Consider the following 15,472-nt stretch of genomic DNA (forward strand, 5'->3'; position numbering starts at 1 on the left):
GGTCGTGCCGCCGGCGTAGACATGCGTCGGGCGGACCTTGTCCTTCAGGGAGACGTCTCGGACAATCGACGGTCTTCCAGAGCGGCGTAGACCATGGTGCGGGTCAGCGTGCGGTAGTGCTGGCGCTGGTCGGCCGAGGAGGTCTGCATCATCAGGAGCGCGAAGAACCCCTCTACAGGGTCAACCCAGAAGTATGTGCCTCCGACGCCGCTCCAGAACCAGTCGCCGACATTGCCGGGGAACGGCGCCTCGCCCACCGCCAGGCGGACCGCCACGCCCAGCCCGAAGCCGTAGCCCGGTCCCGGCGGATAGTAGGCGGCCTTCGCGATCGCCGCCCCGAGATGATCCGAGGTCATGAGCCGCACGCTGGCCGGCGCCAGGACGCGCGCGCCGTCGAGACTGCCGCCGGCGAGAAGCATGCGCAGGAAGCGGGCGCAGTCCGCCGTGCTCGATACGAGGCCGCCATTGCCCCTCTGGCCGCGCCGCGGCTGCGCCGGATCGTGAAAGACAGGGCGCTGCCCCGGTGCTTGCGGCAGCGGCTGCGCGACGCGTGATCCCATCGCGGCCGAGATCTGGAACAGCGTGTCGGCCATGCCGAGCGGCTCGAGCACGGTCGCGTCGAGGACCCGCTGCAGATCCGCGCCGCCGGCGATCTCCAGGACGCGGCCGAGCACGTCGGTGGCGTGCGAGTAGTGCCACACCGTGCCGGGCTCGTGCTCCAGCGGCAGGCGGGCGATCCGGTCGGCGAACGCCGCGTTGTCGAGATCCTCGGCGAGCAGGCCGTCGGCCGCGTAGGCGCGCCGCGCCGGCCCGTCGCCGAGATAGCCGTAGGCGATCCCGGCGGTGTGGCGCAGGAGATCCTGAACGGTCGGCCTGGCCCTGGCGGGCCTGAGGCCGCCGTCCGGATCGAGCACCGACAGGTGCTCGAAGGCGGGAATGAACGCCGCCACGGGCTGATCGAGGCGCAGGGCGCCGCGCTCGGCGAGCACCATGGCCGCGGCGGAGACGACGACCTTGGTCATGGAGTAGATGCGCCAGAGCGCGTCTGGCCCGAGGGGCGCGCGCGCGACGCGGTCGCGGTAGCCGACGGTGCGTCGCCAGATCGCCCCGTCCGCGCCGCCGACGAGCATGTCGGCCCCGGCGATCGCGCCGCTGTCGACATCGGCCGTCAGGCGGTCGCCGAGGCGGTCGAGGTGGCGGGAGGAGAAGACTGGCGCAGTCCGCATGGCACCGATGTAGCGCGCGCCACCGCGCCCGCATCGCCGCGGCCGCGAAAGGCCGGACGGCGACGCGCATCGGCTCCGGTGTCCTCGGGGCGCCGCGCGCCGGGGCGACGGTCCGGCCCGGCGAAGGATGGCGCGCCACGTACGGACCGGGCGCGGCTCTAAGCCTCTGTTTCGACGCGCTCTCTTGCGCCGAACCGGTATCCACTTCGGTGGAGAGCGCTCTAGGCCGGCCTGACGTCGTAGAATTGCGGGAAGCCGTTGCGCACGCCCGTCAGGCCCCGATAGGCCGTCGCCTCGTAATAGGCGCCGAGCGGCAGGTACGGCACGTCGATGAAGAACTGTCGCTGGATCTCGGCGCAGATCGCCTTCTGCGCCGCAGAATCGGGCGCGGTGAACCACGCGGCGCGCAGCTCCTCGAGACGGGGCGCGCGGGGCCATCCGAACCAGGCCTGGTCGCCGTTGCCGCGGATGCCGAGCTGGCCGGCGGGATCGAAGTTGTTGGTGCCGTTCAGGTAGGTGACGAAGGTGCTCCAGCCGCCCTTGTCCGGGGGCTGGCGGCTCGCCCGGCGCTGCACCAGGGTCCCCCAGTCCATCGCGACGAGGTCCACGGCGAGCCCGCATTTCTGGAAGGCTTCGGCCGCGACGAGGGCCAGGGGATGGGTGGCCGGGTAATCGGTCGGGTCGAGCATGACGACGCGCTCGCCCCGGTAGCCGGCCTCCGCCAGGGCGCGCCTGACCGCGGCGTAGTCGCGGGGGCCGACCAGCCCGTCGGTGCCCGCGCGCGTCGCCATCGGCGCCTCGGGGCTGAAGACGCCGACATGGTCCTTCCACAAGGCGCGCTCGTCGCCCGCGACCGCGCTCATGAACTCGGTCTGGTCGATGGCGCCGAGCAGCGCCCGGCGGATCGCGGGATTGTCGAAGGGCGGATGCAGGTGGTTGAAGCGCAGGCAGCCGATGCCGCCGGCCGGATCGAGCACCTCCAGCCGGATCCCCGATCTGCTCCTGAGCAGCGCCTGCAGGTCCGGCGTCGGGTTCTGCCACCAGTCGACCTCGCCGGCCGCCAGCGCGCTCGCGGCGGTGGAGGCGTCGGGCACGATCCGCCACTCGATCCGCTCGAAATGGGCCCGCTTCGGTCCGGCGGTGAAACTCGCCGCGCCGTCCGGGCGGGGCACGTAGCCGTCGAAGCGCTCGTAGACGGTGAGCGCCCCCGGGACGCGCTCGTCCGCCTTGAAGCGGAACGGGCCCGAGCCGACCATCTCGGTGACCTGCGTGTTCGGGTCGGTCTTCGCCAGGCGCTCCGGCATGATGCAGGGCATCGAGGTGCCGGTCTTGCCCAGAGCCGCGGGCAGCAGCGGGAACGGCCGCTTGAGGCGGAACTGCACGACGCGGTCGGAGGTCGCCGCGAGTTCGTCGGTGGCGTCGATCAGCGCCCGGCCGAAGGCGTCGCGGGCGGCGAAGCGGCGCACGCTCGCCACCACGTCGCGCGCCAGCACCGGCGCGCCGTCGTGGAAGCGCAGGCCCTCGCGCAGGGTCAGGCGCCAGAGGCGGCCATCCGCCTCGACGGCGTGGCCCTCGACCATCTGCGGCTGGAACTCGTAGCCCGCGGTCTGGCCGTAGAGGGTGTCGAAGACGAGGTAGCCGTGGTTGCGCGTCACGGTCGCCGTCGTCCAGATCGGGTCGATCACCGCGACGTCGCTTTCCGGGATGAAGCGCAGGACCTTGGCGGGCTGCGCGACGGCGGGCCGCGCGACCGCGGCGGCGGCCAGGGCGGCGAGGACCTCGCGGCGCCTCATCGCAGAGCGCTCGTGCTGGATGCCATCGGAGACCGTGCGCCCGTCACCCTCGTCGCGTCGCATGGTGCCCTCGGAGAGGCAGCGAGGCAAACGCGGGGCCGCGCCCCGGCGCGCGCGGCCGCGTCAGCGGGCGGTGTCCGGAGCACAGCGGCGGGGCAACTCGCGCCGCGAGCTCCCTGCATGACCCCGCGTCCGCCGGGCCGGAGCCTCCGTCCCGGCGCCTCGGGCCCTAGCGCTCGCGGTCGGCCCCGGAATCGGCCTGTTCGGGCGCGGTCATCTCCGGCGTCAGCAGACCGAGTTCGATCAGGAAGGCCCAAGTCGGTTCCAAGTAGACGCCGATCTGGATCGCATCCGGGTCCGAATGCGGCGTCACATAGGTGCGCCTCTCGTACAGCTCGGACTCGCCGCTCGCCAACAGGTCCAGCAACGCGCACCGGCGCATCCAAGAGATGATCCCGCGCGCGTAGGCGTCTTCGACCAGCTTGAATCCGCCGATCACGGCCTGTTCGAAATCGGGATCCGTTCGGATCACGACTCTGCGGGGTGTTTCCTGCATGTGTGTCCTGCGACGCTCTCGGATCGCGGCCAGCCGGCTCATGCTGATCTTGCGGCCGGCCGCCGAGGCTGACCCAGACTCGGACCAGTCCTGTCCAGGCGCAGAGCCCGCGCGGGCGTTTCCGTCGCCATCATTTGTGGTGCTCGGGGCTCGACCGAAGGACGTAGCACCCTGTCGCGGGCCGCCGCGCCCGCGGCTGAGGCCCCGCGGTCACATCGCTGCGCCGTGTCGTTCGATGTGCCGCACGCCTGCACGATCGCCGCGGGCCGCCGGAGGGGCCGTTCGGTCGGGCGCTCCCCGAGCCGGCCGCGGTCCGCGCCGGCGGCCACGGCGACCCCGTCGCTCCGGCAACGCCGTCGGCGCGGGTGCTCCGGAACACGCCGGGCCTGAAAGCTTGAGCCTACATCGGGATCACACCGCGACGACAGTCGCGAGCCCGATGGAGACGACGATGACCTGGACGAACCGCATCACCATAGCCGCGACCCTCATCGGCGGCGCGATCGCGCTGGTGACTTACGCGCAGGCCCTGAGTCTGCCGACGCACTTCGCCTGAGCCCGCCTGCCGGGGGAGCGCCCCGCGCCGCTCCTCCGACGCCGTCGTGACGGCCACCGTCGCGTTGAGACTTATCGCGCAGCCCACGATCGGGCCGCCTCGATTCGTCCGAGGGGCGCCTGGCGGACCGCTCTGAGCCGCTCCGGGCCGCGCCGTCGGCGCGCGCGGTTCTCGGCAGGATCGGCCACGATCGCCCAGGATCGGGCGCCGGACCGCGTCGGCGCGGACGCGCCCGCCCCGCTTGCCGGGCCCGCCCTTTCGGCGTTTCAAGGCCGTGACCCCTGGAACGTGGCCCGGCCGGCGATGGAACTGAAGTGGATCGAGGACTTCCTCAGCCTCGCCGAGACCCGTAGCTTCTCACGCTCGGCCGAGGCGCGGCACGTCACGCAATCGGCGTTCAGCCGCCGCATCCGCTCCCTGGAGGTCTGGCTCGGCACGGCCTTGCTCGACCGCAGCACCTACCCGATCACCCTCACGGCGGACGGGCGCCACTTCCTCGAGACCGCCGAGGAGGTGGTGCGCCTCCTCACCCTCAGCCGCGCCGACTTCCGCAACCGCAGCGATCGGTCGAGCCTGCCCGTCGTCGCCATCACGGCCCTGCATTCGCTCTGCCTCTCCTTCCTGCCGCGCTGGCTCGGCGCGCTCCGGGGCGAGCTCGGTGCGATGAGCAGCCGCGTGCTGCCGGAGAACTTCAACATCTGCCTCCAGGCCCTGGTCGAGGGCGGCTACGACCTCATGCTGACCTATCACCATCCGGGCATCCCGATCCCGCTCGGGCCCGATCGCTTTCCCTGCCTCGTCGTCGGCCAGGACAGCCTCGTGGCCGTGGCGGCGCCGACGGATCTCCCCCGCGACCGGGAAGGGCGCCTGCCGCTCCTGCAATATTCCCGCGGCTCCTTCCTGGGCCGGCTCGCCGCCATCGCCCAGGCGCGGGAGGGCGCGCCCGCGACCTATCCGGTCCACACGAACGAGAACTCGATGGCCGAGGCCCTGCGGTCGATGGCGCTCGCGGGACACGGGGTCGCGTGGCTGCCGAGGAGCCTCGTGGCCGGCGAGATCGCGGCGGGCGCGCTCGCCATCGTCAGCCCCGAGATGTCGATGGAGATCCGGCTGTACCGCAGCGCGGAGCGGGCCCGGCCGTTCCTGGAGGCCGTCTGGTCGGCCGCCGCCGCGGATTCGAAGAACTATTCCGGTTCGGAATAGTTCTGGTCGCAACTAGCATTGGCGGCCCGCCGGCACCGGGACTATCAGACGCCGGCCGGTCAGGCGCGGCCGCCCGTGAGGGCGGGGCGACTGGCGGCGACCCTTCATCGCGCACCGTCGAGAGCGTCGACGCCCCCTCACGTGGGCCGGTCACTCACGCGCAATCGTCTGCCCAACCGTCCTGCCCTACGGCGCGCCGGATCGCTTCCGCGCGCGAGGAGAGAGCCGTGTCCGAGATCGCTTCCGCCGCCGCCACCCGCACCGAGCACGACCTCCTGGGCGACCGCGAGGTTCCGCAGGCGGCCTACTGGGGCATCCATACCCTGCGCGCGGTCGAGAACTTCCCGATCACCGGCACCACGCTGGCCACCTGCCCGGACCTGATCCGGGCGCTCGCGGCGATCAAGCAGGCGGCGGCGCTCGCCAACCGGGAACTCGGACTGCTCGATGCGGCGCGCTGCGACGCGATCGTGGCGGCCTGCGAGGAGATCCGGGCCGGCGGCCTGCACGATCAGTTCGTGGTCGATCTCATCCAGGGCGGGGCCGGGACCTCGACCAACATGAACGCCAACGAGGTCGTGGCCAACCGCGCGCTCGAACTGCTCGGCCACGCCCGCGGCGCCTACGGGCAGCTGCACCCGAACGAGCACGTCAACATGGGCCAGAGCACCAACGACGTGTACCCGACGGCCCTCAAGATCGCCGGCATCGGCGCGATCCGTCGGCTCGTCGCCGCGATGGCGTCGCTGCGCGGCAGCTTCGAGGCCAAGGCCGCCGAGTTCTCCGACGTGCTCAAGATGGGCCGCACCCAGCTGCAGGACGCGGTGCCGATGACGCTCGGCCAGGAATTCGGCACCTACGCGCGCATGCTCGGCGAGGACGAGGCCCGGCTGGGCGAGGCCGAGCTGCTGATCCGCGAGATCAACATGGGCGCCACCGCGATCGGGACCGGCATCACCGCGCATCCCCTCTACGCGGCCGCGGTCCGCGCGCGGCTGTCCGAGATCACCGGCATCCCGCTCGTCACGGCCGAGGATCTGGTCGAGGCAACCCAGGATTGCGGCGCCTTCGTGCAGGTGTCCGGCGTCCTCAAGCGGGTGGCCGTGAAGCTGTCCAAGACCTGCAACGACCTGCGCCTGCTCTCCAGCGGTCCGCGCGCGGGCTTCGGCGAGATCAACCTGCCGGCCCGGCAGGCCGGCTCCTCGATCATGCCCGGCAAGGTCAATCCTGTGATCCCCGAGGTGGTGAACCAAGTGGCGTTCGAGGTGATCGGCAACGACGTGACGATCAGCTTCGCGGCCGAGGCCGGCCAGCTGCAGCTCAACGCCTTCGAGCCCGTGATCGCCTACAGCCTGTTCCGCAGCTTCGCGCATCTCGAAGCCGCCTGCCGCACGCTCGATCTCCACTGCGTGCGGGGCATCACCGCCAACCGCGAACGGCTGCGCGCCAGCGTCGAGCACTCGATCGGGATCGTGACCGCGCTCAACCCCTATATCGGCTACCGCAACGCGACGGCCGTCGCCATGGAGGCGCACGCGACCGGTCGCGGCGTCTACGACCTCGTGCTCGAGAAGGGGCTGATGGCCCGCGCGCAGCTCGACGCGGTCCTCCGGCCCGAGCGGCTGACCCGCCCGCAAGCCCCCGATCCGGTCATCGCCCGGGCCGTCGCCGGGGCCTGATCCAGAATCCGGGATCCGCGCCCGCGACGCCAGCGGTCGGGTCCCGCACGCCGAACAACACGATCCCATGGGAGGACAACGGATGACGCACGCCGATACGGACCCGGATTCCACGACATCGCGCTCGGGCCGGCTCACGCTCTATACCGGGCTCGGGCTGGCACTCGGCATCCTCGTCGGCGCCGTCCTGCACGGACTGGCGGCCGGACCCGACGAGGCCAAGGCGTTCGCGGCGCACTTCACCCTCGCGACCGACATCTTCCTGCGTCTGATCAAGATGATCATCGCGCCGCTCGTGTTCGCCACCATCGTGGCCGGCATCGCGAGCTTCGGCGACGCCCGCTCGGTCGGCCGGGTCGCCGCGCTGGCCATGGGCTGGTTCGTCACCGCCTCGGTCGTCTCGCTCACCCTCGGGCTCCTGACCGCGAACCTGTTCCAGCCGGGCGCGGGCCTGGGCCTGCCGCTGCCCGACGCGGGGGCGCAGACCGGCCTGAAGGCCGCCTCGCTGAACCTGCGCGACTTCCTCGTCCACGTCTTCCCGACCAGCATCGTCTCGGCCATGGCCGGCAACGAGGTGCTGCAGATCCTGGTCTTCTCGATCTTCTTCGGCTTCGGTCTCAGCACGATCGACCGGCGCTACAGCGAGCCGATGGTGCAGCTTCTCGACGGCCTCGCCCGCGTGATGTTCAGGGTCACCGACACGGTGATGCGGCTCGCGCCGATCGCCGTCTTCGCGGCCATCGCGGCGGTCGTCACCGTCCAAGGGCTCGGCGTCCTTCTCGATTACGGCAAGTTCATCGCCAGCTTCTACGCGGGCCTGTCCCTGCTCTGGCTGCTGCTGATCGCTGCCGGCTGGGCCGTGCTGGGCCGCCGCGTGGTGGAGCTGCTGCGCCTGCTGCGCGCCCCGATGATCCTCGCCTTCTCGACGGCGAGCAGCGAGGCCGCCTTCCCGCGCACCGTCGAGGTGCTGGAGCGCTTCGGGGTGCGCCCGCGCGTGACGGGGTTCGTGCTGCCGCTCGGGTACTCGTTCAACCTCGACGGCTCGATGATGTACCAGGCCATGGCCGCCCTGTTCATCGCCCAGGCGTTCGGGATTCACATGGGCTTCGGCGAGCAGCTGACGATGCTGCTCGTCATGATGGTGACGAGCAAGGGCATCGCCGGCGTGCCGCGGGCCTCGTTGGTCGTGGTGGCCGCCACCGTGCCGATGTTCGGTCTCCCGGCCGCCGGCATCCTGCTGATCATGGGCATCGACCAGATCCTCGACATGGGGCGCACCGTCACGAACGTCCTCGGTAACGGGCTCGCCACCGCGGCGGTCGCCAAGTGGCGGGGTGAGATCGCGGGCGGCGTCCGGGAGGTGAGCGCGGAGCCCGCGGGGCCGCGCCTCGACCTCGCCGCGCGGCCCGCGGCCGGCGCCGCCCGCGCTTGACGGCGCCGCCGTGGCCCGCTCGATGGCGGACGGGATCGCGCCGCTCGCCGCTGTCACGGACCGCTCCGGGCTCTGAGAGGCGACCGCGCCCGGGCACCGCTCCGGGCGCGGGGGCGCGGCGGCAGGGGCCGTGCCGGCCGGGGCCGGTCTGTCAGGTTCCGACCCGGAGCGGGGCTGTGAGCTTGCGCAGGTAGGCGATGGCCGACAGGGCCGTGATGCGGCCCGTACGGGGGTTCTCGTCGGTCGGGACGTTCTCGATCGTCATCGCGAAGCGCGCGGTGTCGGCCTCCACCTCGATGCGGTGCGTGTTGCGCTCCAGGCCGGGGTCGGCCCAGATCTCGAGCTCGGTCCGGTCGGGACCGATGCCGGCCAGCGAGAGCGCGACCGCGACGTTGAGATTCGCCGGGAAGCCGCGGGCCGCCTCGCGGGGGCTGCCGGCGAAGATGCGCATCGGCTCGGTGATGCCGCCGATCTCGATGCCGTTCTCCGCGAGGTAGGGGGCGCCGACGAGGCCGCGCACGGGCTTGCGGGTGATTATCCGCACCGTGCGGATGGTGCCCTCCGCGGCGGCCGTCACGGCGTCGAGGCCGAGCAGCGCGCCGGTCGGGACGACGATCTGACCGCCGTGGGCGCGGGCCGTCGCCACGAGGTCCTCGTGATCGAGGAGCGCGCCGCAGCTCAGCACGATCGCGGTCTTCCCCGCCGCCACGAAGGGCCGCACGATCGCCGGGAGATGCTGGGACGGCGCGCATTCCAGCACGATGTCGGCCCGCGGCTCCAGGGCGTCGAACGCGGTGACGACCTCCGGCGGCTCCGCGAGCGCCGCGAGGGCGGCCCGGGCTCTCGCGGCATCGCGAACGGCGACGGCGGTCAGCCTCAGCCCCGATATGGCGCCCGCATCGAGCGCGCGCGCCACGGCCAGCCCGACGGTGCCGAGGCCGGCGATCGCGATGCGACCGCCGCGGATGGGCGACCTCGGGGCTTCCTGCAGCGGCATGTCGGGTATCCGTTCATCGGGGCCGGAGCGGCCGACCGCGCCAGCCCTCTGCATCGGCCATGCCGGGGGGGACGCGCCTTAGCCCTCGCCGCGGGCATCGCGCGGCCGGACCGCGTCGCCGCGCAGGGCGCGCGCGGTCCGCGCGACGTGTCCGACGCCGACGTCACGGTCGTCGATCCTTTCCAGGGCGCTGTCGACGTCCCCCGCGACCCTGCCGCGCTGTTCCACGGCGCGCCGCTGCGCCGAGGCGAGGCGCGCCGCCTTCATCTCGAGGTGCCTCAGGCACGCGCACCGCAGGAGCGAGGCGAAATTGCGTGCCTCACCGTGGAGAGCGAGCACTTCGTCGTAGAGAAGCGTCACGAGGCGCGGAAGGGTCATGCCCTGAGCGGCGGCGATGTCCTCGAGCACGTTCCAGAACATCACCTCGATCCTGATCGAGGTCGAGTGTCCGCCGAGCCGGATGGAGCGGGTCTCGCCCTCGTAGTCGGCGGACGGCATCCCCGAGTACAGATTGCACATGTCCACCCCTGCGATCCGCGCCGCTCACCCGCGGCGACCGCCCGCGCTTCCCCGGAATGAGGAACAATAATGCAGCGCGCGCCTGTTTCCACCGCGTCTCGGGCCCTGGCAGAACGCGCTCCGCGGATCGTCGCGGGCCCGCTCCGCAGTAGCATGATACTACCACCGCACGCTGGAGCGGCTCTAAGTTTCCGCTCGGCGGGACCCCTCGGGGCCGTCGGCCTCGGGCCTCGACAGGGGGGATCATGCGCGACATGTCCGACATGCCCGAGCGGATCCCCGCGATGATCCGGGTCCGGGACGCGGCGCGCTCCGCGCGTTTCTACCGGACCGCCTTCGGCCTCGACACCGCCGACCGGCCCGGCTTCGAAACCTTCACCCCGATCGATCTCGCGCATGCCGCGTCCGGTCTCGCGTCGGAGCTGACGGTCAACACGGGCCACGACGGCGCCTGCGGCCTGGGCGTGGGGGCCGCCCCGGGCACGGCGCGCTCCTGCTTCATCGACGACCCGGACGAGCACAAGATCGAGGTGCTCGCCCGCGGTTGGCGCTTCGCCTGATGACCCGCGACGGCCGCCATCGGCCGCCGCGGCACCGGCACGACCGACACGGACAGGGGAGGACGGGATGAGGATGCAGGAGACGGGCGCGCACCTGTCCCGCCGCGGCTTCCTGGGCGCCGCGGGCTCGACGCTGCTCGCGGTCGCTGTCATGCCGGACGGCAGCGTGACCGGGCGGGCCTGGGCGCAGATGCCGAAGGCGACGAAGCCCGAGACCTTCGCCTCGCTCGTGCAGATGTCGCGCGACTGCTACCCGCACGACCGCGTCGCCGACAGGTACTACGCCGCCGCGGTGCAGATCCTCGACGACGCGGCGCGGACCGCTCCAGGAGAACTGACGCTCCTCGAGGACGGGATGGCCGCGCTCAACCGGGCGGCCGTCGAGAGGCACCGCCTGCCCTACGCCAAGGTCCCGCAGGATACGGACCGGGCAGCCCTCCTCGAGACCATCGAGCCGACCCCGTTCTTCCAGAAGGTGCGGGCCAACCTGATCGTCGGTCTCTACAACCAGAAGGAGCTTTGGCCGATCTTCGGCTACGAGGGCGCCTCCTTCGACAAGGGCGGCTACCTGGAGCGCGGCTTCGACGACATCGACTGGCTCTGACGGCGGCCCGGCGCCCGCGCCGACGGCCGCGCGCGACACGCATTCACCGCTCGGTTCGACCATCCCGCGCGAAGACGGGACGGGGCCCATCCGCGGCAGGAGGAAACCATGTCAGCTCCCTACGACCTCAGCGACGGCTCCGTCTTCGTCATCGTCGGCTCGGGCGCCGGCGGCGGGACCCTCGGGACCCAGCTCGCGCTCAAGGGCATCGACACCGTCATCCTCGAGGCGGGCGACCGGCACGAGACCTTCGACTTCGTCAACGACGAGTGGGATTCGTTCGCCCAGCTCGCCTGGAAGGACAAGCGGCACGCCACCGGGCCGTGGCCGATCGCCAAGACGTTCCCCAACCTGCCGGCCTGGATCGTGAAGGCCGTCGGCGGCTCGACCGTGCACTGGGCGGGCGCGTCGCTGCGCTTCCAGGAGCACGAGTTCAGGACGCGCACGCATTACGGCGCCGTGAAGGGGGCCAACCTCCTCGACTGGCCCGTCGACCTCCCGGAGATGGACCCCTGGTACGCCATGGCCGAGAACCGGATGGGCGTCACGCGCACCAACGGCATCCCGGGCCTGCCGGGCAACAACAACTTCAAGGTGCTCGAGGCCGGCGCCCGCAAGATCGGCTACACGGAGGTGCATACCGGCCGGATGGCCATCAACTCCGAGCCGCGCGACGACCGTGCCGCGTGTATGCAGCTCGGCTTCTGCTTCCAGGGGTGCAAGTCGGGCGCCAAGTGGTCGACGCTCATCGCGGAGATCCCGAAGGGCGAGGCCACGGGCCGGCTCGAGGTCCGTTCGGGCTGCCAGGTGCTGCGGATCGAGCACGATCCCGGCGGCAAGGTCACCGGCGTGGTCTACGCCGACAAGGACGGCGTCGAGCACCGGCAGAGAGCGCGGGCCGTCGCCGTGGCCGGCAACTCCATCGAGAGCCCGAGACTCCTCCTCAATTCGCACTCGGCGAAGTTCCCCGACGGTCTGGCCAACGCGTCGGGGCAGGTCGGGCGCAACTACATGCGCCACACGACCGGTTCGGTCTACGCCATCTTCGAGAAGCCGGTCCACATGTACCGCGGCACCACGATGGCCGGCATCGTGCGCGACGAGGCCCGGCACGATCCGAGCCGCGGCTTCGTCGGCGGCTACGAGCTCGAGACGCTCTCCCTGGGCCTGCCCTTCATGGCGGCGTTCCTCGACCCGCAGACGTGGGGCCGCGACTTCACCGGCGCCCTCGACAAGTACCGGAACATGGCGGGCCTCTGGATCGTGGGCGAGGACATGCCCTGTTCCGACAACCGCATCACCCTGTCGGACGACACGGATGCCTACGGGATGCCGGTCGCGTCGGTCCATTTCGCCGACCATCCCAACGACGAGGCGATGCGCGAGCACGCCTACAGGCAGGGCAGCGCCCTCTACGAGGCCGTCGGCGCGGTCCGCACCATCCGCACCCCGCCCTATCCGTCGACGCACAACCTCGGCACGAACCGCATGAGCGCGAAGCCCCGGGACGGCGTCGTCAACCGCTTCGGCCAAGCCCACGATGTCGAGAACCTGTTCGTCTCGGACGGCTCCCAGTTCACGACCGGCGCCGCGGAGAATCCGACCCTCACCATCGTCGCGCTGGCCCTGCGGCAGGCGGACCACATCGCCAAGCGGATGAGTCGCGGCGAGATCTGAGCGCGGACCCGGCACCCGCATCCGGCCGGCGCAGGCGATCTCCGCGATCTCCGCGATCTCCGCGATCTCCGCGACCATCGCGATCGCGCTTCCCGCGCGGGTCCGCGGAAAGCTCGGCTCCCGCCCCCGGCGTCAGTGGAGGTGAAACTCGCTGCCGACGGCCCGCAATTCCGCGGGCCTGATCAGGCGGCTGTGGGCCACCTTCACCGAATGCAGCGGCCCATCGAGGGCGCCCTGCCAGAAGGCCAGGAAGCGCTTCAGCTCCGGGAAGACGGGGAAGAGATCGTGCTGCTGCCAGATGAAGGTCTGGAGCAGGTGGGGATGGTCGGGCAGGTGATACAGGATCTCGGCTGTCGTCAGGCTGTAGCCTTCCAGCTGACGACGGAAGGCGGTCGAAACGCTCATGGCGGCCCCTCCTGCGCGCATCGTGACAGTGACCCACGACGAAGCAAGAAAGTTGCCGGCTGAGCTGTTAACAAACGCCGAATCGCCCGCGATCTCAGTCGGTTAGCACTCAGAGCGGCCGATGGCTGCCAGAGCGGTTCGGGGTCGCGCGCAGGCGCGCGCTGCACCGAGGTCGGGCCGCGCAGGACGGGCTCGGCGACACTCGGTTCCAGCGCCCGGACCGCGAGCCGGCCTCTCCGTCGCCGGATCTGATCCTGTTCAGGACCCAAGCGTCTCAAATATTGCGCGTCTTCTAGCAATGAAACTCAATATTACTGCAGTCGAGGCATCGCTCGTGAAGCGTCTGCCGCGCCGATGTCATTCCTCCACCGTCGCGTGGGCGGCGAGGAAATCGACGAAGCTTCGGATGCGCAGCGCCAAGCGCGCGTGGCCGACATAGAGGACGTGGACGTCCTCGGCATCGCCGGGGTTGAACGCCTCCAGCACCGGCACGAGCCGACCGACCGCGAGATCGGCCGCCACATGGAACCGGGCGAGGCGGGCGATCCCGGCGCCGCCGAGCGCCATCAGGCGCACCACCTCGCCGGAATTGCCGTAGAAATTCCCCTGGATCGGCCGCTGGTTGAGATCGGCTCCGACGCGGAACGGCCAGGTATCGAGGGAGCGGCGGAAGCTGAAGTTGAGGCACTTGTGCGCCGCGAGGTCGTCGGGATGCTCCGGGACACCTTCCCGCGCGAGATAGGCGGGGGCGGCGACCACGATCATCCGGCTGCGCCCGAGGCGTCGGGCCCGCAGGCGGGTGTCGCGGAGTGGGCCGATCCGGATCGCGACGTCCGCCTGCGTGGCGGGCAGGTCGATCACCTCGTCGGTCAGGGCGAGATCCAGGCTCATCCGCGGGTGCTGCGCGAGAAAGCGCGGCAGGACCGGCAGGACGACGTGGGTCCCGTACGGGACCGAGGCGTTCACCCGGAGCCGCCCGCTCGGCTCGGCGGCGGTCTGGGTGAGGCCCCGCTCCATCGCGTCGAGTTCCGCCATCAGCTCGGCGGCCCGCTCGCGATAGGCCTCGCCTTCCGGGGTCAGGGTCAGGGATCGGGTCGTGCGCCGGAGCAGCGCGACCCCGAGGCGCGCCTCAAGGCGGGCGACGGCCCGGCTCACGGCGGAGGGGGTTTGCCGCAGGGCCTTGGCGGCCGCCGCGAAGCTGCCGCACCGCGTCGCCTGGAGGAACGCCTCCATGTCCCCGAGCCGGTTGTCCATCGCGCCGCCACTCGTGCACCGAAGTCACGATCATCGTGCCGCGATGCCTGCTACTCAGCAATCTGGCGGCCGTCCATCTCCTCGGGACCGACACGGCAACGAGGACGAACCGTCATGGATCTTCAGCTCACGGGACGAAGCGCCCTGGTCACCGGCTCGACCGCCGGGATCGGTCTCGCCGTGGCCAAACGGCTGGCCGCGGAGGGCGCGGAGGTCATCATCGCGGGGCGCCAGCAGGCCAAGCTCGACGCGGCCGCGGCCGCGGTCGCCGCCGCGGGCCGCGCGCGCGCGATCCTGGCCGATCCCGCCACGGCCGAGGGCGCTGCCGCGCTCGTGCGCGCGGCCCCCGCGGTCGACATCCTCGTCAACAATCTCGGGATCTACGAGGCCAAGGCCTTCCCGGACATCGCCGACGACGACTGGCACCGCCTGTTCGCGGTCAACGTCGTGTCGGGGGCCCGGCTCGCGCAGGCCTATCTCCCGGGGATGCAGGCGCGCGGCTGGGGGCGCGTCCTGTTCGTCTCGAGCGAGTCCGGGATCGTGCCGCCGCCCGACATGATCCACTACGCCGTGACCAAATCGGCCCAGCTGACGATCGCCCGCGGACTCGCCCAGCTCACCAAGGGCAGCGGCGTCACCGTGAACACGGTGCTGCCCGGGCCCACGCGCTCCGACGGGATCGGCGATTTCCTGAAGAGTGTCGCCTCCGATCCCGACCTGTCGCCCGAGGCGATGGAGGCGGAGTTCTTCCGGCTCCATCGGCCGCTGTCGCTGATCCAGCGCCTGATCGAGCCGGATGAGGTCGCCGCCATGATCGCCTACCTGGCGAGTCCCCTCGCCGCCGCGACCAACGGCGCCGCGCTCCGGGTCGAGGGCGGGATCGTGCCGACCGTCGCCTGACCGCCGAGGCCCGCGACGCGGAGACGGGCGCGCGGCACGGGCCGGATACCGGCGCGCGGAGCGGGCGGCGCGAAGGGCGGGCGATCGATCCCCGACCTCTCCCCGGCCTCT

14 protein-coding genes are annotated in these 15,472 nt (G+C 71.6%); 7 read left to right on the plus strand and 7 right to left on the minus strand.

Annotation, left to right across the window (positions count from 1 at the left end):
* Positions 1-44: 44 nt before the first annotated feature.
* The 3 genes from ACX9MN_RS33580 to ACX9MN_RS33590 all read right to left on the minus strand — a co-directional run bounded on the left by ACX9MN_RS33580 (position 45) and on the right by ACX9MN_RS33590 (position 3,617).
* Positions 45-1,226, minus strand: a complete 1,182-nt coding sequence (locus ACX9MN_RS33580; RefSeq protein WP_489726558.1) for a serine hydrolase domain-containing protein — start codon at positions 1,224-1,226, stop codon at positions 45-47.
* Positions 1,227-1,447: 221 nt separating this feature from the next.
* The gene (locus ACX9MN_RS33585) at positions 1,448-3,019 is read right to left on the minus strand and encodes an ABC transporter substrate-binding protein (protein WP_489726655.1); all 1,572 of its coding nucleotides are present in this window, start codon (positions 3,017-3,019) and stop codon (positions 1,448-1,450) included.
* Positions 3,020-3,248: 229 nt separating this feature from the next.
* A complete protein-coding gene (locus tag ACX9MN_RS33590) occupies positions 3,249-3,617 on the minus strand; it encodes a hypothetical protein (RefSeq protein ID WP_489726559.1) in 369 nt (122 codons plus the stop codon).
* 817 nt (positions 3,618-4,434) lie between these two features.
* On the opposite strand from ACX9MN_RS33590, the gene ACX9MN_RS33595 reads away from it, so the two are divergent.
* The 3 genes from ACX9MN_RS33595 (at position 4,435) to ACX9MN_RS33605 (ending at position 8,445) form a co-directional block, all read left to right on the plus strand.
* Entirely contained in the window at positions 4,435-5,334 is a 900-nt protein-coding gene (locus tag ACX9MN_RS33595) for a LysR family transcriptional regulator (protein WP_489726560.1), read from the plus strand.
* A gap of 227 nt (positions 5,335-5,561) precedes the next feature.
* Positions 5,562-7,013 (plus strand): aspartate ammonia-lyase, encoded by a 1,452-nt coding sequence (gene aspA / locus ACX9MN_RS33600; protein ID WP_100253099.1) that lies wholly within the window; start codon positions 5,562-5,564, stop codon positions 7,011-7,013.
* Between the two features lie 82 nt (positions 7,014-7,095).
* Complete coding sequence (locus tag ACX9MN_RS33605; RefSeq protein WP_489726561.1) at positions 7,096-8,445, plus strand: dicarboxylate/amino acid:cation symporter; 1,350 nt, start codon at positions 7,096-7,098, stop codon at positions 8,443-8,445.
* Positions 8,446-8,596: 151 nt separating this feature from the next.
* On the opposite strand, the gene ACX9MN_RS33610 is transcribed toward ACX9MN_RS33605, so the two are convergent.
* Positions 8,597-9,442, minus strand: coding sequence for an aspartate dehydrogenase (locus ACX9MN_RS33610; protein WP_489726562.1), 846 nt, complete (start codon positions 9,440-9,442; stop codon positions 8,597-8,599).
* 78 nt (positions 9,443-9,520) lie between these two features.
* The gene (locus ACX9MN_RS33615; RefSeq protein ID WP_489726656.1) at positions 9,521-9,961 is read right to left on the minus strand and encodes a ribbon-helix-helix domain-containing protein; all 441 of its coding nucleotides are present in this window, start codon (positions 9,959-9,961) and stop codon (positions 9,521-9,523) included.
* Positions 9,962-10,215: 254 nt separating this feature from the next.
* Between ACX9MN_RS33615 and ACX9MN_RS33620 the strand changes: the two genes are divergently transcribed.
* The 3 genes from ACX9MN_RS33620 to ACX9MN_RS33630 all read left to right on the plus strand — a co-directional run bounded on the left by ACX9MN_RS33620 (position 10,216) and on the right by ACX9MN_RS33630 (position 12,802).
* The gene (locus tag ACX9MN_RS33620; protein ID WP_489726563.1) at positions 10,216-10,521 is read left to right on the plus strand and encodes a VOC family protein; all 306 of its coding nucleotides are present in this window, start codon (positions 10,216-10,218) and stop codon (positions 10,519-10,521) included.
* A 67-nt stretch (positions 10,522-10,588) separates the two neighbouring features.
* Entirely contained in the window at positions 10,589-11,125 is a 537-nt protein-coding gene (locus ACX9MN_RS33625; RefSeq protein WP_244527024.1) for a gluconate 2-dehydrogenase subunit 3 family protein, read from the plus strand.
* Between the two features lie 108 nt (positions 11,126-11,233).
* Complete coding sequence (locus ACX9MN_RS33630; RefSeq protein WP_091927600.1) at positions 11,234-12,802, plus strand: GMC family oxidoreductase; 1,569 nt, start codon at positions 11,234-11,236, stop codon at positions 12,800-12,802.
* Positions 12,803-12,934: 132 nt separating this feature from the next.
* Here ACX9MN_RS33630 and ACX9MN_RS33635 read toward each other — a convergent pair whose 3' ends face one another.
* Together ACX9MN_RS33635 and ACX9MN_RS33640 are read right to left on the minus strand one after the other, a co-directional pair.
* A complete protein-coding gene (locus ACX9MN_RS33635) occupies positions 12,935-13,207 on the minus strand; it encodes an usg protein (protein WP_020095930.1) in 273 nt (90 codons plus the stop codon).
* A gap of 357 nt (positions 13,208-13,564) precedes the next feature.
* On the minus strand, positions 13,565-14,461 hold the full coding sequence (locus ACX9MN_RS33640) for a LysR family transcriptional regulator (protein WP_489726564.1): 897 nt from the start codon (positions 14,459-14,461) through the stop codon (positions 13,565-13,567).
* A gap of 114 nt (positions 14,462-14,575) precedes the next feature.
* On the opposite strand from ACX9MN_RS33640, the gene ACX9MN_RS33645 reads away from it, so the two are divergent.
* Positions 14,576-15,361 carry an SDR family NAD(P)-dependent oxidoreductase gene (locus ACX9MN_RS33645; protein ID WP_020095932.1) on the plus strand — a complete coding sequence of 262 codons (786 nt, stop codon included), beginning with the start codon at positions 14,576-14,578 and terminating at the stop codon, positions 15,359-15,361.
* Positions 15,362-15,472: the final 111 nt, after the last annotated feature.

This window comes from Methylobacterium sp. 1A, from assembly GCF_058072805.1.